Source organism: Coprococcus sp. TF11-13, assembly GCF_003481085.1.
GTDB lineage: Bacteria > Bacillota > Clostridia > Lachnospirales > Lachnospiraceae > Coprococcus > Coprococcus aceti.
In genome coordinates this window covers 132,873-152,578 of sequence record NZ_QUKK01000006.1, presented here as the reverse complement: position 1 = coordinate 152,578, position 19,706 = coordinate 132,873, and the positions used below count along the sequence as shown (strand labels likewise).

Sequence of the window (19,706 nt, the reverse complement as noted above, 5' to 3'; positions counted from 1 at the left end):
ATAAAATGATTGAGGATTACTGCTATGATAAGAAATGAGAAACTGGAAGATATCTCAGATGGAAGATTATACGATGCGAATGATATGGTGAAGGCGTACTGCGATGAGTGCAAGGGGTGCCATGCCTGCTGCACAGGGATGGGGAGTTCCATCATCCTTGATCCACTGGACGTGATGAGACTTTGTATGGAGACCGGCAAGAACTTTACGCAGCTGCTTGAAAAGGAGCTTGAGGTCAATGTGGTGGATGGTCTGGTGCTTCCAAATATAAGGATGACGGCGGATAAGTGCCCATTCTTAAACGATGAGGGCAGATGCAGCATCCATAGCGCGAGACCTGGCTTTTGCAGACTCTTTCCACTTGGCAGATATTACACCGATGACGGATTCAGATACATCCTGCAGATACATGAGTGTGAGCGCGCGGGCAGGACTAAGGTCAAGGTGTCGAAATGGATAGATACAGAGGACTTGCCGCGGTACACGAAATATATAAATGACTGGCACAAGTTCCAGAAGGACATGCAGAGAAACCTGATCGAGTATATGCGCGCTGGCGAGGATGAGACAGCGAGAAATCAGACCATGCTGGTGCTGCAGGTTATGTATGTGGGAATGTATGATGCGGAGAAGAATTTCTATGATCAGTTTGATGCCAGACTTGCGCACATTAGGAGTCTGCTGTGTATGACGGAGTAGAAAGGGATGGAATGGAGTATCTGGATGTAACTTTGTTTACCTTGTATCGGAAATCACTTGATCATACAGAGCTATAAATGTAAAAACAGGGTATAGAGTTTATATGGGAAAAGTTAGGGATATCATAGATAAGACATTTGAATATGGACAGGGCAGAGGTGAACTGCCGGGAGTCAATGAGCTGGCTGAAGCTATAAGAATTTTGTCGGATTCAGAGAACCCTCAGAGCTCTCAGGATGATCTCTCTGACTTTGAGTATCTCAGAAGGAAGGCTTATGATCTGGCTCATCAGAGTTTTGGCAACAGGATATATATAAGAGGACTTATCGAGTTCACGAACATTTGCAAGAACGATTGCTATTACTGCGGTATCAGGAAGAGCAACAGCCATGTGGACAGATACCGTCTGACAAATGATCAGATACTGTCCTGTGCCGATGAAGGATATGTGCTTGGGTTCAGGACGTTTGTTCTTCAGGGCGGCGAGGACGGAGGATTTTCAGATGAGGCTATAGCTGACATTGTGAGGTGTATCAAGGAGAGATATCCGGACTGTGCCGTTACGCTGTCATTTGGCGAGCATCCATATGAGACTTACAGACTGTGGCGGATGGCCGGGGCGGACAGATATCTTCTGAGACATGAGACCGCGGACAGGGTGCATTATGAAAGATTACACCCGGATTCGATGAGCTATGACAACAGAGTCAGATGTCTGTACGATCTTAAAAGTCTTGGGTATCAGGTGGGAAGTGGATTTATGGTGGGATCGCCGTATCAGACGCCGGTGAATCAGGCCGAGGATCTGCATTTCCTTGCGAAGCTGCAGCCGCAGATGATAGGGATCGGGCCGTATGTTCCTCACAAGGAGACGCCATTTGCGAAGATGGAGCAGGGAACGGTCAGGCAGACGCTGGTGATGATAAGCATGCTGAGACTGATGTTCCCGAAGGCACTCATACCATCCACCACATCTCTCGGAACGATAGCGGCGGATGGCAGGGAGCGTGGGTTTATGCACGGTGCGAATGTGGTCATGCCGAATCTGTCTCCTGTGTCTGTCCGAAAGAAATACGAGCTTTATGACAACAAGATATGCACGGGGGAGGAATCCGCCCAGTGCCGCGGCTGCCTTGACAGGCGCGCAGAGGCGTTCGGATTCCAGATTGTTGTCGATAGAGGAGACTATATATCATAAGGAGGACCCGCGTAAGCGGGAGATTCCTTATGATGTACGCAGACGCCGCGCGAAGCGCCTTTCATGCGTCTGCACCTTGAGGACCCGCGTAAGCTCATTTTTACTCTCTCTCTTCCTTGATGAACATGAACAGAAAGCTTACGAACAGCAGACAGCAGGAGAACCAGATGGTCCTCATATCAAATATACGGATGAAGTGACCGCCCACAGCGGCACCGATTCCGAATAGCAGGATGATCGCCCAGTAGCACAGAGATTTGAACAGTGTGTTCCTGTCCTTTGTTCTGAAGTATGCACACAGGGCATCGGTGCCACTTCGGATATTTCCAATGCACATGGTACTGGCAAATGCATAGCCGTTGACCTTCCTAAATGCCTGAACCTGCATGGCACATGAAAATGAAACCATGGCATTTGCGATAAGATTGAGCCTTATGGGAAGAAATCCCACGATAAGAAGCAGAAAAATCTCACACAATACAACGATCTGTCTCCAATGAAACTGCTGCATATTCTGAAATTTCTGTTTTATACACTCGGCAGCAGCAATTCCAAGCGCAAAAAATAATAGAGGAACGGCATAGTGTACACACATTCTCCAGTTTCGGTCTACAAGATTCTGACCGAGAAGAACTATGTTGCCTGTCTGTGCATTTGCAAATACCTTTCCTCTGAATATATAGGTATATGCATCCTGCAGACCTCCTGATACTGACAGGAAGGCCGCGGTGATGAAAGATTCTGACATTTGTCTATGTGGATAAAACTTCATGGTTCATATACTCCTTGGTTGTAGATTTGACATTCAGGCGCTGATCTCATCTGGGGGATCTCATCTGGGGGACGGAGGTACCTGACCCCATTCGGGGATCAGGTGCAGTACCTGAAGGTTTTGTCCGTCAGGATCCTTGCAAATATAAGTCCAAGTGGCAGGGCTATGATGATCATGATGGCAGCCGCAAACCAGGACACGGCATCGGAAAGTGACATGATTCCAAAGTTGTATATTGCACGATAAAGATAAAGCCCTGGAACCATGATGACTATGGATGGGACTGTCAGTGAGATTCGCGGATAACCGTTGGTGCTTTTGATGAATGAAGCGAGCAGTCCGGCCGTGAGGGCTCCGGCAAATGCGGCGGCAGCTGCAGGGATGCCGGCAAGATCTACCAGTTCAAGACGGAGAGTGTTGGCTATGGCACCGATGGCAGCGGCTGTGGCGGCCATGTGTATGGAGCTGTTGAACATGATGGAGAATCCGAACACACCACAGAAGCTGGCAATCAATCTGAATACCAGATGAAGTCCTGGTGTTATGTCGAGTGCTACAAAATCCTGTGGGTGAAGCTTCAGCAGAAGCGCCATGATCCATGCGAACATCGTTGCCACAAGCACAATGATGATCGAGTATGTAAGTCTCTCAAGTCCGGATCTCAGATCCAGCTTTGCAAGGTCTATACCGCTGGTGATGAATGGGAATCCCGGTATGATGAACAGCATTGAGCAGATATATCCGGCTTCGTGGAAGGCGGGTATATGAAATGCCAGCTCGGCGGCCTTTAGCAGCAGTGCGTACACAAGACAAGCGGCTGACACGGATACAGCTATGTTCATATATAATGTAAAATGGTGTTTGATAAGCTTTGTCCTTATGAGGTTTCCGATTCCGGCTGCGATAAATGCCAGCATCATTTCTACAGGCCCGCCGCCTAGGAGAAATGTGAAGGCACAGCAGGCGAGAGCAGAGGCAAGTCCGAGGCGGAGAGGAGAATACAAGGTATGTATTTTTTCTATCTCATCAAGTCTCTGATGGATTTCCTCGCCGGTCAAATGCGCCTCTTCATTTGGAAAATTGTCAACAAACTGCTCCATTCTATATAGCTTTGAGGTGTTTACGCCTGTATTGGCGATGCACAGGGACTGTGATACACAGTCGTGACCGTCAAAACAGTTGAATTCTATGGACATGAGTCCGACATCGACGGTACATGTGACACCCAGTTCTTTGGAAAGCCTGTTCATGGAAGTACGGACACGCCATGCACCTGTTCCGCATGAGAGCATGATAAGACCGACTCTGCCTATGACAGAAGCCTTTTCAATCAGACCTGCCTTGCATATGAGTACATTGCTGTCGGCACTGGCGTAGTCATGCCATGGAATCTCCATGTGATTTTTTTCCATAATGTCTATGTATGATTCCGCATTTACGCTTTTTGCATTCTTACTTTTCCGCATATATGATCGCCTCGGCTTTCGCAACGTGTCTTTCCAGATTCTTCATGAGCAGTGAATCCGGCAGGAATATTCCAAGCTCGTCATATCGCATGCCTTGTTTGTCCAAAGTATCCTGACCGTAGAATACAAATGCCATGGGAAGATTCTTTTCCAGTTCAACCATGATATCCCACACAGCACAGTATGCCTCAGCTTCGGTCTCCTTGAGCTTTACCGTGTCCGGCAGCTCCCTGATGAGCAGGACTCCGGTGCACTCTTCAAGGATCTTCTGCCCGACTTCCATGTTGTCAGAAGTGTATTCATGGCTGTATCTGTACGCCTTTGCAAGATACATATTCTCGTTGTGTGTCATATGTGTGTATATATCGTGAAAGTGCTGATAATCCTTTTCTCTTACAGAGTTTCTGAATTCAGGCAGAAGTTCGCCGTGCTCACCGGTCATGATGACAGGATTGGTCTTGCCATCGGCGTTGAAGCGATATGGGATGAGGTAGGAATTCCTTAGCAGATCGAACATGGTATTGTTGCAGATGGACATGAGGAATGCCGACATATCTCTGTCCAGATAAGCTGAGAGCAGTGATTTTGTAAATTCTTCCGGTGAAAGATTGCAGTCGAAGTCATCATTGCAGAATAGGTAATTACAGAATGTGTCCATGAGCTTTTCACATGCCCAGGGATCCCTGAGGATTTTTTCAAATAATATTTCTGATTTTTCTTCCCTTGGGAAAATGGTATTTTCTTCCATAGATATGCGCATCCTTTCATATGATAAATGCTGTCTTGTCATTTAAATCTGGTTAGATTATACTATCGGAGTAGCAATAAGTGAAAATCATAATTGATATGGCAGTAATAACAAAATGATATGCTGGGGCTGCTACATGGAAAATAATTTTAAGAAAGGGAGTATAGCAGACATGTAATATAGTCTGTGGCTAACAATAGATTATGAACATTAATTTCGAGTATTATAAGATATTTTATTATGTTGCGAGATATCATAACTTTACCAAAGCCGCAAAGGTTCTTGGAAACAGTCAGCCAAATGTGACCAGGGCGATGAACTGCCTGGAGCAGCAGCTTGGAAGGATACTATTTGTCAGGACAAACAGGGGTGTACAGCTCACAAGAGACGGGGAACAGCTCTATTCATATGTGGAGGCTGCAATGTCACAGCTTCTGACGGCGGAGGATGAGCTGGCAGATGGTGAGAATCTCACTCACGGAAGTATAACGATAGGTGTCAGTGAGACGGCGTTAAATATATATCTGCTGGACAGACTGCGGGCATTTCACATGGCGTATCCGGGTATAAATCTCAAGATATACAACCATTCTACACCTCAGGCTGTGGAGGAAGTGAAGAATGGAAGTATAGACTTTGCAGTAGTTACAACTCCGGCTGATGTGGAGGCTCCTCTCAAGAAGATCGTGCTGCAGTCATATCGTGAGATACTTATCGGCGGAACGACATTTTCTTCACTTAAAAAGCAAAAACTGTCCATTGCGGAGATGAGGAACTATCCTATGATCTGTCTAGGCAGGGAGACTATGACATTCAGATTCTACGACAGAATATTCAGGGAGCATGGCGTGGAGCTTGCGCCGGACACGGAGGCGGCCACCACGGATCAGATACTGCCACTTGTGAAGTGTGAGCTTGGACTTGCATTTATACCGGAACTGATGGCGAGAGAGGCGGTAAAGAACAAAGAGGTTGTAAAGCTTTCACTTGAGGAAAAGCTTCCGGACAGGAATGTATGTCTTGTGTATGACTGCCTGCACCCGCTGAATGAGGCAGCAAAGCAGTTCAAGAAAATAATAGTAGAAAGCAGGTGAGAATATGACACTTCAGCAGCTTAGATATGTGGTGATGGTTGCGGATACGGGCACGATCACCGAGGCAGCGAACCGGCTGTATATATCCCAGCCAAGCCTGACAAATGCCATCCATGAGCTGGAAAAAGAGATGGGGATAAATATATTCAACAGGTCAAATAAGGGAATAAGTCCGTCCATAGAGGGCGAGGTCTTCCTCGGCTATGCGAGACAGGTGCTTGAGCAGGCGAAGGTTCTTGAGGACAAATACAAGGGGGACGATGGCGGCAAGAAGAGCTTCTGCGTGTCCACCCAGCATTATTCATTTGCGGTAAATGCATTTGTTGACCTGATAAAGAGGTATGGACAGGACGAATATGATTTCAGCATAAGGGAGACACAGACCTATGAGATCATAGATGATGTCGCCAGGATGAGAAGCGAGATCGGAATATTGTTCATGAATGACTTTAATGAGAAGGTGCTGAACAAGATCCTCCGGGCAAATGACCTGGAATTTCATGAGCTGTTTGTGGCAAAGCCTCACGTGTTCATAAGCAGAAAGCATCCACTGGCGAAGAACGATATCATAATAAATGAAGAGCTGGAGGCGTATCCATATCTGTCATTTGAGCAGGGAGAGCACAACTCTTTTTACTTCTCGGAGGAAATATTCTCTACGACGGAGCGAAAGAAGAATATAAGAGTCAGGGATAGAGCGACACTGTTCAATCTGCTGATAGGTCTGAATGGATATACTGTGTGCAGCGGTGTCATAGATGAAAAGCTGAACGGCAAGGACATTATATCGGTGCCACTTGCGGATGAGAGCGATATGAGGATAGGGTATATCGTCCACAGGAAGGCGATCCTCAGCAGACTTGGAAACACCTATCTCGGTGCGTTGGCAAATTATCTCACGGCTGGCAGTGACGAGCCGGAAGATTCAGTAAAAATTCCTCAGAGAAAGCTCCAACACAGGGGACGCTTCAACGAGATGAGGGATGACGGAGAGCCTGCCTGCGGAGATGTGAGGGAGAAGGCGGCGGAACATATGAGAAGGGTTAAAACCACATAGCTGACATAGAATAAAAGACATAGAAATAGCGTGGGTATAGCAAAAAACTATATTCACGCTATATTTTTATGTATTATACAAGCGAACCAGAGCTTCATATAATGTCAACAACAAACAAGAAAATAACACTGGTCTATGAGATATGCCAGTGAGTGAGCAGGAGGATATGATGAAGACATCGGTTATAGGATTTCCGAGGGTGGGAACATTAAGAGAGTTAAAATTTGCATCTGAAAAATATTTCAGACATGAGATAACGGCGCAGGAGCTTACAGGAATTGCAGCGGATCTCAGACACAGACACTGGATGACACAGGTGGCAGCAGGGATAGGCTTTATTCCATGCAACGACTTTTCATTTTACGATATAGTGCTTGATACAGCAGTTCTTCTCGGAATTGTGCCAAAGAGATACAGAGAGCTAAATGTCTCAAAGCTTGACACGTACTTTGCCATGGCAAGGGGATATCAGGGAGAATCCGGGGATGTGAAGGCTCTTGCGATGAAGAAGTGGTTTAACACAAACTATCATTACATAGTTCCGGAGATAGAGGATGACACAGTGATAAGCCTTGACTGCGAGAAACTTACAGGTGAATACGAGGAGGCCAAGGAGCTGGGAATCAAGACAAAGCCTGTGGTTATAGGACCATACACAATGCTTAAGCTCTGCAGATATGTGGGATCAAAGAATGCAGAAGACTTTGCTGATGATGTGGCAGAGGCTTACAGACAGCTCATCGCCGAGTGCGATGAAGAGAATGTGGAGTGGCTGCAATTTGATGAACCATCATTGGTGAGAGATATGGATGACGATGATAAGGCACTTTTCCACAGGGTGTATGACAGGGTATTTGCAGATCGTGCAGACTGTAAGATACTTCTCCAGACATACTTCGGTGATGTGAGGGATGTGTATGAAGATATCATAAATATGCCATTTGCCGGAATAGGCCTTGATTTTATAGAGGGCAAACAGACCGGTCAGCTTATAGACAGATACGGCTTCCCTGGGGATAAGGTACTTTTTGCCGGCCTGGTAAATGGCAAAAATATCTGGAGAAATCACTACGACAAGACCCTCAAGATAGTAGGGCAGCTCCGCGATAAGAAGATAGATGTGGTTCTGTCTACATCATGCTCACTGCTCCATGTGCCATACACACTTAAGCAAGAGACGAAGCTGTCACAGGACTATCTGAGGTTCTTTGCATTTGCAGAGGAGAAACTTATTGAACTCTCGGAGCTTGCGGCACTTGCCGAGAGTTATAACTATACAGAGCTTGAGGCATACCACAAGAATCAGGAGTTATTTGCGGGGACAAGAGACTGCAACAGCAACGAGGTGAGACAGAGGCTTGCGGCAGTGACTGAGGCAGATTATGCAAGACTTCCGAAGAGAAGCGAGAGGCAGGCACTTCAGAAGAAGGAATTTGGGCTTCCTGAGCTTCCGACAACCACTATAGGTTCATTCCCACAGACTAAGGATGTGAAGTCGCAGAGAGCACAGCTCAGAAAGGGAGAGATATCTGAGCAGGAATATGTGGACTTTGTAAAGGGAAAGATAAAGGAATGTGTAAAGTGGCAGGAGGACATTGGACTGGATGTGCTAGTGCATGGCGAGTATGAACGAAATGACATGGTTGAATATTTCGGTGAGGCACTTGGCGGATTCCTGTTCACTGAGAAAGCATGGGTACAGTCATATGGAACGAGATGCGTAAAGCCGCCTGTGATATGGGGTGACGTATACCGCAAAAAGCCGATCACGGTTGATTGGTCTGTATATGCGCAGTCGCTCACAGACAAGATCATGAAGGGAATGTTGACCGGTCCGGTGACGATACTCAACTGGTCATTCCCAAGGGAGGATATATCAATCAAGGAATCTATATCACAGATAGCGCTTGCGATCAGAGATGAGGTGCTGGATCTGGAGGCGCATGGAATAAAGATGATACAGATAGATGAGGCTGCACTCAGAGAAAAGCTTCCACTCAGAAAATCTGATTGGTATACGGAGTACCTTGATTTTGCGATACCTGCATTCCGTCTGACACACAGCGGTGTGAAGGCTGAGACACAGATACACACACATATGTGCTACAGTGAATTTACGGATATCATACCTGCCATAGATGATATGGACGCGGATGTGATCACATTTGAGGCATCAAGATCCGATCTGCAGATCCTGGATTCTCTCAGGGAGAACAACTTCGAGACAGAGGTGGGACCTGGCGTATATGATATTCACTCTCCAAGAGTTCCGTCGGTGGCAGAGATCGTGAAGGCGGTAAATGTCATGCTCACGAAGATAGGCAGGGATAAGCTCTGGATCAATCCGGACTGCGGTCTTAAGACCAGAGGTGTGCCTGAGACTGACGCCAGCCTCAGAAATATGGTTGAGGCTGCCAGACAGGTAAGAAAATAATATATAAAATGCTTGACAAATTCACATAAATATTACGCAAGTCAGTCATAATGATGATCTGGTTATACGGCTGGAGAAAGAGGATGAATACCGGGAAGTCGAGAACCTGGTGCGGGACAGTTTCTGGAATGTGTATCGTCCCGGCTGCTTGGAACACTATGTGCTCAATCAGCTGAGAAATGACAGTGCATTTGTCCCGGAACTGGATTTGGTTATGCTGCAAAAAGGAGAACTCATCGGCCAGAATATGTTTATGAGAGCAGAAATAACTGCGGATGACGGAAGAAGTATTCAGGTTATGACGATGGGCCCTATATGCATAAAGAATGAACTTAAGCGTAAGGGATATGGGAAGATCCTGCTTGACTATTCACTGCAGAATGCTGCAGAACTTGGCTGCGGAGCACTATGTTTTGAGGGGAATATTGATTTCTATGGCAAGAGCGGATTCAGACCGGCAAGCGAGTTTGGCATTCGCTATCATGGACTTGATGAGGGGGAGGATGCATCGTTTTTCCTCTTCAAGGAGCTGATTTCCGGATATCTTGATGGAGTCACGGGTGAGTACGCTCCGCCAGAAGGATATTTCGTGGACGAAAAGGCTGTGGAAGAATTCGACAGGCAGTTTCCATATAAAGAGAAAAAAACACTGCCCGGACAGATATTTTCATAAGGAGGACCCGCCGTAAAATAAAAGAAAATTGTTACTAAAGCTCGCAAAGTTGCAAAAACCGCCGAAAAAAGGTTGGAAAAGTTGCAAAAATCACCGCGAAAAGGTTGGAAAAGTTGCAAAAAATTGATATCATAGGGATAGAAAAGTTGCAAATGCAGTATGTGGGGTGATTTTATGCTGGAAAGATCGGCAAAAAAATATATAGATTCATGGATTCAGAGCGGCAGAGACGCTTTGCTCATAACGGGAGCGAGACAGATCGGTAAGACATATCTTATAAAAGAATGCCTCAGGGAAAGTGGAGTGCCATATGTGGAATTAAATTTTATTGACCAGCCGGAGCTTGTCAAATTGTTTGACGGTGCCAGAGATGCAAAGGATCTGCTTATGAGACTTAGTCTGGTGACAAAACAGCCTCTTGAGAAAGGCCGTACGATCGTATTTCTGGATGAGGTGCAGGAGTTTAAAGATATGGTGACAAGAGTGAAGTTTCTGGTGGAAGATGGAAGCTACAGGTATATCATGAGCGGTTCGCTTTTGGGCGTAGAGCTGAATGATCTCAGATCTGCACCGGTTGGATATCTGCGTGTATGTGATATGTATCCGATGGATCTGCACGAATTTATGGTTTCTGTTGGTGTGAATCAGAATGTGATCGACACACTGAAGGAATGCTTTACGCAGAGGCTGCCTGTTGACTCGTTTGTACATGAAAAAATGCTTGATGTATTTAATCTGTATCTTATCGTGGGCGGAATGCCGGAGGCGGTCAATACCTATGTGGAGACAAATGATCTTGCGAAGGTAGCGGAGGTACATGAAAAGATAGTTAGATTATATAAGAGTGATTTTACAAAGTATGAGACAAGATATAAGCTGAAACTGCAGGAGATATATGATGCTATGCCGGGACAGCTTGATCAGAAAAATAAACGATTCCAGATCAATAGTATAGGTAAAGGCCTCAGTTATGATAGGGTTGCAAATGATTTCATGTGGCTTAAGGATGCTGGGGTTGCGATACCGGTCTATAATATAAGTGAGCCGAAACTTCCACTTGTGATCAGCGAGAATAGGAATCTGTTTAAACTATTCTTCTCCGATGTAGGGCTACTGACAAGTAGGTATTCGGATCAGGTAAAAATGGCGATACTGAATAAAGAAAAGTCTATAAACAATGGTGCGCTATTTGAAAATGTGGTTTCCCAGGAACTACTCAGCAAAGGTCATAAAGAATATTATTTTAACAGCAAAAAGCAGGGGGAGCTTGACTTTGTAATAGAACTGAATGGAAAAGTAGTTCCACTGGAGATAAAATCGGGTAAGGATTACAAACGGCACTCTGCGTTGTGTAATGTCTTGGCTGATGAAAATTACGGAATAGAATATGCATATGTTTTTTCGGAGGGAAATGTAGAGGTCAGCGGCAAAAAAGTATATTTGCCGATATATATGATTGCGTTTCTGGAAAACGAAAAGATGGCTGACACGATATATAAACTTGACCTATCAGGGTTGACGTTCGATAAGGATATGTAGCATCAGTTTTCGCCTATTAGCGAGCTGATTGTACAAAAAAATAGGAGAGACAGCATGAAGATAAAGATGTGCGGAATCACGACCCCCGCAGATGTAGCTGCGGTGAATGAGGTGAGACCTGATTATATAGGAATGGTGATGTATTTTCCGAAATCAAAGAGAAATGTCAGTGTGGATACTGCGCGCAGATTACTTGAAGAACTGAGGGAAGATGTGAAGAAGGTTGCGGTGGTGGTATCCCCGGATGAGGAGCAGATAACAGAGATAGCAGAGCTGGGCTTTGATTTCATCCAGATTCATGGACAGGTCAGCGATGAGCTTATAGAGAGTGCACATTTGCCTGTGTGGAAGGCGTTCAATGTGAAGGATATGGATATGTACCTACATTATCAAAGCCTTTCGAATATTGCAGGTTATGTGTTCGATGCCGGTGAACCTGGAAGTGGCAAGACATTTGACTGGAATAGTTTGAATGAAATAGAGCGTGATGGAAGGCTGTTTGTGCTTGCCGGAGGTCTCACGCCGGACAATGTGCGGCGGGCGATAGAGCAGGTACATCCCGACGTAGTTGATGTGTCATCTGGCATAGAGTACGATGTGGTAGGTGACGTTCAAAAACCGGGCAAGGATCCGGAGAAGATGCGCCAGATGAAGAGGAATATCGCTGCTTGGTAGATTTGTATCTGAATACTTATATAAGCGGAAAAAAGGACAAAGTTTGGAGACTTTGTCCTTTTTCATGAGATAAACTTAATTTAGCGATAATTTTGTATCTATTTCACTTGCATGGTAAATCCAAATTCCCACTCATCCTCGTCAAATCTGTATTTCTCATCAAGCTCGGGGCCGCAGCTGTTGGAGCCGATTCCGTTCTGGCGATAGTCTATGCACAGGACGGATTTGCCGCTCTCCGGCAGCTCGTAGTTGTGGGCTGCATTGGTCAGTTCCTCTGCGGTGTAAGGCGAAGCGTTCATTGAAAATGGCACAGCGGATGTCACGGTTATGCTGTGGGCTGTTGTAGCTGCGATCGTTTCGGCTGTCTGCGCATTGCAAATGCTCTGATATGATGAACCGTTGACAAAGTTATTTTTGTCGGAGCTATTCCTGTCAGACTCGTCGCTTGCTCCAGTGGCACTGACCTGAACAAGGCTACAGTCAAAGTGGCTTCCATTTTCCTGTGGCATGATATAGTCCTCGTGCATCTCGTCAATGGATGCAGAAAATGAGCCATGCCAGCTTGCATGGTGCTTGTCTGCGTAGCTTTCATATGGACCCATACCGATATAATTTACATTTCGCATATCTTCTCTCAAAATCATCCTCACGCCAAATCTTGGGAGCGTAGGGAATTCAGCATTTTTCTTTACATGCATTTTTGATTTTATAGTTCCTTCAGGTGTTATTATCCATTCAGCGTTTATCCTCAGAACCGGCTGTACCGTCGGTGCAGAGAGGCTGGATGTACATGTAATCACAGCACATCCGTCTTTCACAATACAGCTTGTATCATAGGTCCGCTCGGATACCATATCATAGTGCGCTCTTAACCACTCGTTCTTTATATTTCTGTCATTGTCCGTAGGTGCGCGCCAGATTGTCTTATCGCATGGAGCAGCGAGAAGTTCCTGACCGTCAATTGCTAAGCCTGTAAAGTTTCCTGTGTTCCTGTCAAATATATATTCAAAATTACTTCCGCTGACAACAAATTCTGTGTCGCTTTCCGATACATGAAGATGGGCAGAAGCTGTATTCTGAGTAGTCAGATATTGTTCCGCCAAATTCTGCGCCTTGTCCAAAAACGATGCTTTATCCAGGACCTTGTCTGCGTTCTGTTTTTGTGTGGCAAGTTCTATCTCGTCAAATCCCAACACATCACCTTCCTTGACAAATGCACTGTCACAAGCTGCCTTATATATCACACGGAGAAACATTCTGTGTGTAATAATATCTTTTGTGCAATCGGCGACATCTGAACATTCAACAACACTTGAATAATCGGTAACATCTGAGCTGCCAGAAATGTCAGCATGACTTGCTGCATATAAGTCTGACAATGATTTCTGTATATTTGTAGTAGGGCTCAGGCTGACAGTTCCATCGCCGTGAGGTGCCACGGAAGGAACATCAATATTCCCGGATGTAACCACCTGTCCATCACAAGTGACTTCATAGCTCATAGTGAGGTAATCTCTGATATCAGTGAAATCCATGTAGTTGTGCAGCGTCAGAATTCCATTTGCCCCATCATAGCCGGTGATCCTGGCCGGACGGTGGATATTCTTGAATTCAAGCAGTCCGGTGTGTGGCCTGCGGTCAGGATAGACCAGGCCATCCATACAGAAATTGCCATCGTGGATAGTCTCGCCGCTGTCACCTCCGTAGGCATACATAGCCTTGCCGTTTGCCGCTTTGCCCTTGTATATGGCGTGATCGCACCACTCCCACACAAATCCTCCGCAAGTGGTTTCGTGGCTGTCGAAGAACTGGAAGTAGTCCTCCAGATCTCCAGGGCCGTTGCCCATGGCATGACAATATTCGCACAGGATGTAAGGCTTGTCGCCATCACCATCTATATATTCAGCCATCTCGGATATGGATGGATACATTCTGCTGTAGAGATCCAGATTACTGTAATCGTATTTTCTCTTGCCGTCTGTATACTGGGCACTCTCGTAGTGGGTGAGACGGGAGCTGTCATAGGACTTGACCCATGCCAGAGCCTCCTCAAATGTTACGCCGTATGCACTCTCATTTCCCATGGACCAGATGACCACGCTGGCACGGTTCTTGTCCCTGATGACGCAGCGCCTGATGCGGTCAAGAATGGATTCACAGAATTCAGGATTGTTGGCGATCGGCTCATTCCACCTTGCTGCCTTGTTATCCCAATTATTATCAGAATAGAACAATTCACTTGGACCGTGTGCCTCTATGTCAGCCTCGTCTATCACATAGAATCCATATTCGTCGCAGAGCTCATAGAAATAAGGAACATTTGGATAATGGCTTGTCCTTATGGCGTTGACATTGTGCCGCTTCATGAGAGACATATCCCTGATGATCTGTTCTCTGCTGATGGTAAATCCTGTCACAGGGTCAGAGTCGTGTCTGTTCACTCCATGGAACTTGATCGGCATGCCGTTGATGTACACGATCTTATTCTCTATCGTTATCTCCCTGATTCCTATCCTGTCAGTGATGACCTCTCCGGCACATCTGATGATGACAGTGTAGAGATATGGCTTTTCTGCATTCCACAGCACAGGGGAGTCAATCGACAAAGTAATGCTGCTGGAGCTGGCTGCGGTTTTGCCTTCGTCTGCATTGGTATTGGCATCGCTCTGAGCGGAAATTTCACATTTTACACAGCCTGATGAACATATGCTGCCATCGGCGTCCAGAATAGTAACTTCAATATCAACATTTGAATCAGCGCCTTTATCAACCACTGTTTCCGGTTTTGATGAAAAACGGTCTTCAACGCAGGAATATTCTGTAAATGCTGTGAAGTCTATGGTTACATCTGCCTTAGCTGGATCCGTTATATCGTCACAGCTGGTCTTTATGAAATAGTCATATACAGCACCCTCAGAGCGTTTCAGGATATATACATCTCTGAAAATACCGCTCATGCGGAACTTGTCCTGATCCTCCAGATAGCTTCCGTCGCACCATTTGAGGACTAGCACGCAGAGCCTGTTGGAGCCGTTTCTTATGAATTCGGTTATGTCAAATTCACTGGTTGAGTGGGACACCTGGCTGTAGCCAACGTACCTGCCGTTGAGCCATACATAGAAACAGGAATCTATACCCTCAAAGTTCAAGTGCGCGAGTGGTGCGTCCTCGTTCTGATCGTAGATAAAGTCTGTCACATATGCACCGCAAGGGTTGTCCTTTGGCACATAAGGTGGGTCAAATGCAAATGGATACCTGACATTTGTATACTGATGATAGTCATATCCGTGCATCTGCCATACCGATGGAACCGGGATGGCATCAAAGCCGGACACATCATAGCCCTCACTGTAGAATTCGTCCTGAAGCTTGTAAATGCTGTCGTAATATCTGAATTTCCAGACTCCGTTAAGGCTCTGAAGTCTGTCGGAATTCTCTCTGGCAGCTATAGGACTGTCAAATGCTGTGGATGCCGGAATGTAGTAGTTTCTGAGCGGCATGGTGCCTTCATGCAAAATATGCAGATTTTCGTAGTAGCGTGGAATAATCATAACAAGACCTCCTGTATTTAAAATAATATATAAAATGTTGAATATTCGTTGTTTGATGATTATATTATAAGGTAAACAGGCGAGCGTAGTCCATGCACATAATGAGACAAAACATGCACATTCTGGTTTTATAAGGCGGATACGCCGCACCCTGCAAGTCCGCTTGCAGGGTGAAGTCTCTGAACAGACAAAAGAAAAAGTATAAAGCATACAGGATGTGCCTGCACACGCTTCAAAATAGTGTAAAAATAGTGAAATAATAGTGTAATTTGCCATATAGAAAGGAGCCACACATGTATACAAACTCAGCATATCTTCACAACTCACTGCTCGACATAGTGGACAAGAGCAGACCGCTCATAGTCACAAGCTGCGGAACTTACAAGCTGTATACGCAGAAGGAGTTTACAACCTACAGACCAAAAGGGCGAAAAGATTATCAGCTAATATACGTGGCGGCGGGTAAAGCACATTTTGAGATAGACGGAAAGGATATGATTGCCTGCCCCGGAAATATGGTTATCTACAGACCAAGACAGATGCAGAGGTATGTGTATTACGGGGACGAACACACGGAAGTATTCTGGGTGCATTTCACCGGGGGAGAGGTGAAGCAGATATTCAGACGATATGGGATAGATGATGATGTGAATATATTTTATGGTGGAGACCATGCGGAGTATAGAACCCTGTTCAAACAGATGATACAGGAACTGCAGCTCTGCCGGGATGACTACGAGGAGATGCTGGAATATATATTCAGACAGATACTTATCTCAGTTCACAGGCAGCAGGGACAGGATGATTCCAAAAATGTGTCAGCCATGGCGGAGGAGATGGACCGCGCAGCGGGATATTTCGGAGAGCATTACAACGAGGAGATAGTTGTTGAGGATTATGCAAATGAGCATAACATGAGCGTTAGCTGGTTTATACGGAATTTCAGGCAGCGCATCGGCACCACGCCCACACAGTACATCATGGCGAAGCGAGTAGCCAATGCCCAGATGCTTCTCGAGAGCTCTGATTATAACATGACAGAGATCGCCAAGATTGTTGGATACGACAACCCCCTCTACTTCAGCAGGGTGTTCAAGAAAGAAAAGGGGATGTCACCGATGGAGTACAGGAAGTCGATCAGGCGGTGATAAATAGCTGGAAAAAATTTATCATTAAGTGTATATATAATATAGAAGAAACTGCCATGTGTGTGTGGCGGGCAGTTACATATTAAATGAGATATAAAATGATTGTTGATTGGAGGAACTGAATATGAAGGTTTTAATGTTGAATGGAAGCGCGAAGCCGCAGGGCAATACATACCGTGCACTTTACGAGGTAGGCGAGCAGCTCAAGAAAGAGGGAATAGACTATGAGATATTCCAGATCGGAGCAGCTCCACTGAGAGACTGCATAGGCTGTGGACAGTGTACGGAAAAAGGCTGTGTGTTTGATGACGATAAGGTAAATGAGTTCGTTGCCAAGGCAAAGGAAGCAGACGGACTGGTATTTGGAACACCTGTATACTATGCTCATCCAAGCGGACGTGTGCAGTCATTCCTTGACAGAGTATTCTACAGCAGCGGCCGTGCATTTGCATTCAAGCCGGGTGCATCTGTGGCGGTTGCAAGACGTGGCGGAACATCAGCATCATTCGATGTGATGAATAAATACTTTGGAATATCACAGATGCCGGTGGCTGGCTCTACATACTGGAATCTTGTACACGGACGCGTGCCTGGAGAGGCTGAGCTGGATGCGGAGGGTATGCAGACCATGAGGAATCTTGCTAAGAACCTTGCATGGATGCTCAAATGCTTTGAAGCCGGCAAGGCAGCAGGTGTTGTACTCCCTGACACGGAGAGAGGCAACCAGACGAACTTTATAAGATAAATTAGTAAAGATTATAATATCGTGAAGCAAATGACAAAGATTGAGTTTAACCTAAATCAGAACATAGTGTTAATGGTAGAAAGAGAGATTACATATGTAATCTCTTGAACTATAGTCAAGGTATGGAAATGGTAAGTATTCAAAGTTGGGATGGTGTTCATGTTTCTGGTGAAAAAGGATATATGATTTTAGGCCTTTGAGGATGAGACCTTATTTTAGAGAACGAAATAGGATTCCATTTTATTGCAGTTTGAGGGTGGAGGCTTTTGCATAGATATTCCAGTAGCTTTAATTCTAAAATGTCAGTGAATGTAGTTGATGTTAAGAATATGAGAACGGGAAAGGTGTATACATTTTTGGTGGTCCACGATGGCTGGAGTACCACAACAAGATACATAGCAATGAAAAATACTGGTGCGAGCTATGTCGCGTGTCAAACATCGATAAAGGTTCCGTCAAAAAAGAAGTAGAGGAGAAGAAAATATGAATATGGCAATTGTTGTGGCTGCCATCGGAGTTGTGGCAGTCCTTGTATCAATAGTTGGTATAGCGACTAAAAAGATGCCTTTGGTGATTACGGCAATGGCATTATTAGGTATTTGCATAATAGTTACGGGGGTAGAATTGTATAATGCACAAATGTGGCAGGAAATAGCTGTTGGGGCATTTGCTGTAGGGGGATTGTGCGTATGTGCATCTATTATTATGATGATAATTAGGTGGAAAAGAAAGTAGGAATTTGTAATAATGTCTGGTGCCTTTGCCACTGGAGATAATTTTAAAAATCATCATCTGTATCAATATAATCCGGCCTGTTGTTGTTCATGGTCTCCTGACTGGAGAGCGTTCTCTGGCGCTTTTCCTGGCGGTAGGCATTGGGCGACATGCCGGTGGTCTTGCGGAAGATCTTGTGAAATGCCTCAGCGGACTGGTAGCCGCATGAAAATGCAATACTTTCTATAGAAAGCTCAGATATGGTAAGCATATGCTGGGCTTTTGTTATGCGGAAATTCTGCAGGTATTTCACAGGACTCATCCCGGTGTACTGCTTGAACAGGTCGGAGAAATAGCTTCTGTTGATTCCAACGTAGTCGGACAGCTCCTCCACCTTCATCGGCATACTGTAGTGGTTCTGGATATATGAAATTGCGTGGTTCACATATGCATTTCCCGACGGAGCCTCCAGCTTATCCTTCTGTGCATTTGCAATTACTGAAAGTGCGAGATAGAGCATACCCATAAGTCTGTAGTGGTCTGCGTGATCCGAGGTGTTGTGGGCAAGCATATCAAACACGTACTTTTTCAGTTTATCGCCATCCTCGCAGGTGAAAATAGGTTGGTTCTGTGTCAAGCCAATACTGCTCAGCGTGTCCTGAGCACATCTGCCAGAGAATCCGAACCATACGTAACGCCACGGATGGTGCTCGTCTGATATATATGTCGCTGGGGTGTCCGGTTCAATGAGGAACCCCTGCCCTTTTTTCAAATGATAATGTGCCCCTTTCACATAAAAGTCGCCCTCTCCCTCCAGCACGAAATGTATGAGGTAGAAGGTCTTGACCGCAGGCCCTGCCTTGTGGAGCGGCTCGGTTATTGAGTGACCGAACACATTCAGGTAGAGATCTGTGTCATTTTCCTGGGGAAATTCCATAACAATCTTATTTTCCATTTTGTATACTCCGTAGTTATTTTATATCCGAGTATACCACATTTACGAGAAAAAACAATCTAACAAATGGACATATATTTGCAACGCTATGCCATGTTCAAAATCTGTATATTGTTATAGAATTATATTCACAAAGCAAGAAGCGCAACGGCGTAGCGCAGAAAATGTGCGCAATATGGACAACAAAATAACGGACATTAAGAAAAAATATAAAAAGATGGAGAAAGGTGGAGTTACA

Annotated in this window: 16 protein-coding genes; 11 read left to right on the top strand and 5 right to left on the bottom strand. The window is 45.3% G+C overall.

The features are described 5' to 3' along the window. The first annotated feature begins 24 nt into the window (after positions 1-24). Positions 25-699: a YkgJ family cysteine cluster protein gene (locus DXD11_RS10910; RefSeq protein WP_118758387.1), complete on the top strand. Its 675-nt coding sequence runs from the start codon at positions 25-27 to the stop codon at positions 697-699. Positions 700-802: 103 nt separating this feature from the next. Then, complete coding sequence (gene hydE, locus DXD11_RS10905) at positions 803-1,897, top strand: [FeFe] hydrogenase H-cluster radical SAM maturase HydE (protein WP_118758386.1); 1,095 nt, start codon at positions 803-805, stop codon at positions 1,895-1,897. 100 nt (positions 1,898-1,997) lie between these two features. On the opposite strand, the gene DXD11_RS10900 is transcribed toward hydE, so the two are convergent. From DXD11_RS10900 to DXD11_RS10890, 3 genes are all read right to left on the bottom strand, one after another. Further along, positions 1,998-2,669 (bottom strand): YoaK family protein, encoded by a 672-nt coding sequence (locus DXD11_RS10900; RefSeq protein WP_004852146.1) that lies wholly within the window; start codon positions 2,667-2,669, stop codon positions 1,998-2,000. 98 nt (positions 2,670-2,767) lie between these two features. Beyond that, the gene (locus tag DXD11_RS10895; protein ID WP_118758385.1) at positions 2,768-4,135 is read right to left on the bottom strand and encodes a threonine/serine ThrE exporter family protein; all 1,368 of its coding nucleotides are present in this window, start codon (positions 4,133-4,135) and stop codon (positions 2,768-2,770) included. After that, complete coding sequence (locus DXD11_RS10890; protein WP_118758384.1) at positions 4,122-4,883, bottom strand: DUF4866 domain-containing protein; 762 nt, start codon at positions 4,881-4,883, stop codon at positions 4,122-4,124. Before DXD11_RS10890 ends, DXD11_RS10895 begins: the two co-directional genes overlap by 14 nt. 203 nt (positions 4,884-5,086) lie before the next feature. On the opposite strand from DXD11_RS10890, the gene DXD11_RS10885 reads away from it, so the two are divergent. The 6 genes from DXD11_RS10885 to DXD11_RS10860 all read left to right on the top strand — a co-directional run bounded on the left by DXD11_RS10885 (position 5,087) and on the right by DXD11_RS10860 (position 12,355). Continuing rightward, on the top strand, positions 5,087-5,977 hold the full coding sequence (locus DXD11_RS10885; RefSeq protein ID WP_117550120.1) for a LysR family transcriptional regulator: 891 nt from the start codon (positions 5,087-5,089) through the stop codon (positions 5,975-5,977). 4 nt (positions 5,978-5,981) lie between these two features. After that, complete coding sequence (locus DXD11_RS10880) at positions 5,982-7,034, top strand: LysR family transcriptional regulator (RefSeq protein ID WP_118758383.1); 1,053 nt, start codon at positions 5,982-5,984, stop codon at positions 7,032-7,034. Positions 7,035-7,203: 169 nt separating this feature from the next. Beyond that, complete coding sequence (metE, locus tag DXD11_RS10875) at positions 7,204-9,468, top strand: 5-methyltetrahydropteroyltriglutamate--homocysteine S-methyltransferase (protein WP_118758382.1); 2,265 nt, start codon at positions 7,204-7,206, stop codon at positions 9,466-9,468. Positions 9,469-9,487: 19 nt separating this feature from the next. Next, the gene (locus DXD11_RS10870) at positions 9,488-10,141 is read left to right on the top strand and encodes a GNAT family N-acetyltransferase (protein ID WP_330426636.1); all 654 of its coding nucleotides are present in this window, start codon (positions 9,488-9,490) and stop codon (positions 10,139-10,141) included. Between the two features lie 174 nt (positions 10,142-10,315). After that, positions 10,316-11,680 carry an ATP-binding protein gene (locus DXD11_RS10865; protein WP_118758380.1) on the top strand — a complete coding sequence of 455 codons (1,365 nt, stop codon included), beginning with the start codon at positions 10,316-10,318 and terminating at the stop codon, positions 11,678-11,680. A gap of 54 nt (positions 11,681-11,734) precedes the next feature. Beyond that, positions 11,735-12,355: a phosphoribosylanthranilate isomerase gene (locus DXD11_RS10860; RefSeq protein WP_118758379.1), complete on the top strand. Its 621-nt coding sequence runs from the start codon at positions 11,735-11,737 to the stop codon at positions 12,353-12,355. Positions 12,356-12,453: 98 nt separating this feature from the next. Here DXD11_RS10860 and DXD11_RS10855 read toward each other — a convergent pair whose 3' ends face one another. Continuing rightward, positions 12,454-15,906, bottom strand: a complete 3,453-nt coding sequence (locus DXD11_RS10855; RefSeq protein ID WP_118758378.1) for a glycoside hydrolase family 2 TIM barrel-domain containing protein — start codon at positions 15,904-15,906, stop codon at positions 12,454-12,456. 293 nt (positions 15,907-16,199) lie between these two features. On the opposite strand from DXD11_RS10855, the gene DXD11_RS10850 reads away from it, so the two are divergent. The 3 genes from DXD11_RS10850 to DXD11_RS10840 all read left to right on the top strand — a co-directional run bounded on the left by DXD11_RS10850 (position 16,200) and on the right by DXD11_RS10840 (position 18,534). Then, positions 16,200-17,054, top strand: a complete 855-nt coding sequence (locus tag DXD11_RS10850; protein WP_117550132.1) for an AraC family transcriptional regulator — start codon at positions 16,200-16,202, stop codon at positions 17,052-17,054. A 124-nt stretch (positions 17,055-17,178) separates the two neighbouring features. Further along, positions 17,179-17,799 carry a flavodoxin family protein gene (locus tag DXD11_RS10845; RefSeq protein WP_118758377.1) on the top strand — a complete coding sequence of 207 codons (621 nt, stop codon included), beginning with the start codon at positions 17,179-17,181 and terminating at the stop codon, positions 17,797-17,799. A gap of 483 nt (positions 17,800-18,282) precedes the next feature. Continuing rightward, positions 18,283-18,534: a hypothetical protein gene (locus tag DXD11_RS10840; RefSeq protein ID WP_055222234.1), complete on the top strand. Its 252-nt coding sequence runs from the start codon at positions 18,283-18,285 to the stop codon at positions 18,532-18,534. A 43-nt stretch (positions 18,535-18,577) separates the two neighbouring features. Here the strand turns inward: DXD11_RS10840 and DXD11_RS10835 are convergent, their stop codons facing one another. Beyond that, positions 18,578-19,468 (bottom strand): AraC family transcriptional regulator, encoded by an 891-nt coding sequence (locus tag DXD11_RS10835; protein WP_117550135.1) that lies wholly within the window; start codon positions 19,466-19,468, stop codon positions 18,578-18,580. Between the last annotated feature and the right edge of the window lie 238 nt (positions 19,469-19,706).

Coding starts and splice junctions, on each gene's coding strand:
- DXD11_RS10890 (WP_118758384.1), bottom strand. CDS start 4,883: ATGGAAGAAAATACCATTTTCCCAAGGGAAGAAAAATCAGAAATATTA.
- metE (WP_118758382.1), top strand. CDS start 7,204: ATGAAGACATCGGTTATAGGATTTCCGAGGGTGGGAACATTAAGAGAG.
- DXD11_RS10850 (WP_117550132.1), top strand. CDS start 16,200: ATGTATACAAACTCAGCATATCTTCACAACTCACTGCTCGACATAGTG.
- DXD11_RS10855 (WP_118758378.1), bottom strand. CDS start 15,906: ATGATTATTCCACGCTACTACGAAAATCTGCATATTTTGCATGAAGGC.
- DXD11_RS10910 (WP_118758387.1), top strand. CDS start 25: ATGATAAGAAATGAGAAACTGGAAGATATCTCAGATGGAAGATTATAC.
- DXD11_RS10880 (WP_118758383.1), top strand. CDS start 5,982: ATGACACTTCAGCAGCTTAGATATGTGGTGATGGTTGCGGATACGGGC.
- DXD11_RS10885 (WP_117550120.1), top strand. CDS start 5,087: ATGAACATTAATTTCGAGTATTATAAGATATTTTATTATGTTGCGAGA.
- DXD11_RS10860 (WP_118758379.1), top strand. CDS start 11,735: ATGAAGATAAAGATGTGCGGAATCACGACCCCCGCAGATGTAGCTGCG.
- DXD11_RS10835 (WP_117550135.1), bottom strand. CDS start 19,468: ATGGAAAATAAGATTGTTATGGAATTTCCCCAGGAAAATGACACAGAT.
- DXD11_RS10845 (WP_118758377.1), top strand. CDS start 17,179: ATGAAGGTTTTAATGTTGAATGGAAGCGCGAAGCCGCAGGGCAATACA.
- DXD11_RS10895 (WP_118758385.1), bottom strand. CDS start 4,135: ATGCGGAAAAGTAAGAATGCAAAAAGCGTAAATGCGGAATCATACATA.
- DXD11_RS10900 (WP_004852146.1), bottom strand. CDS start 2,669: ATGAAGTTTTATCCACATAGACAAATGTCAGAATCTTTCATCACCGCG.
- hydE (WP_118758386.1), top strand. CDS start 803: ATGGGAAAAGTTAGGGATATCATAGATAAGACATTTGAATATGGACAG.
- DXD11_RS10865 (WP_118758380.1), top strand. CDS start 10,316: ATGCTGGAAAGATCGGCAAAAAAATATATAGATTCATGGATTCAGAGC.
- DXD11_RS10840 (WP_055222234.1), top strand. CDS start 18,283: ATGAATATGGCAATTGTTGTGGCTGCCATCGGAGTTGTGGCAGTCCTT.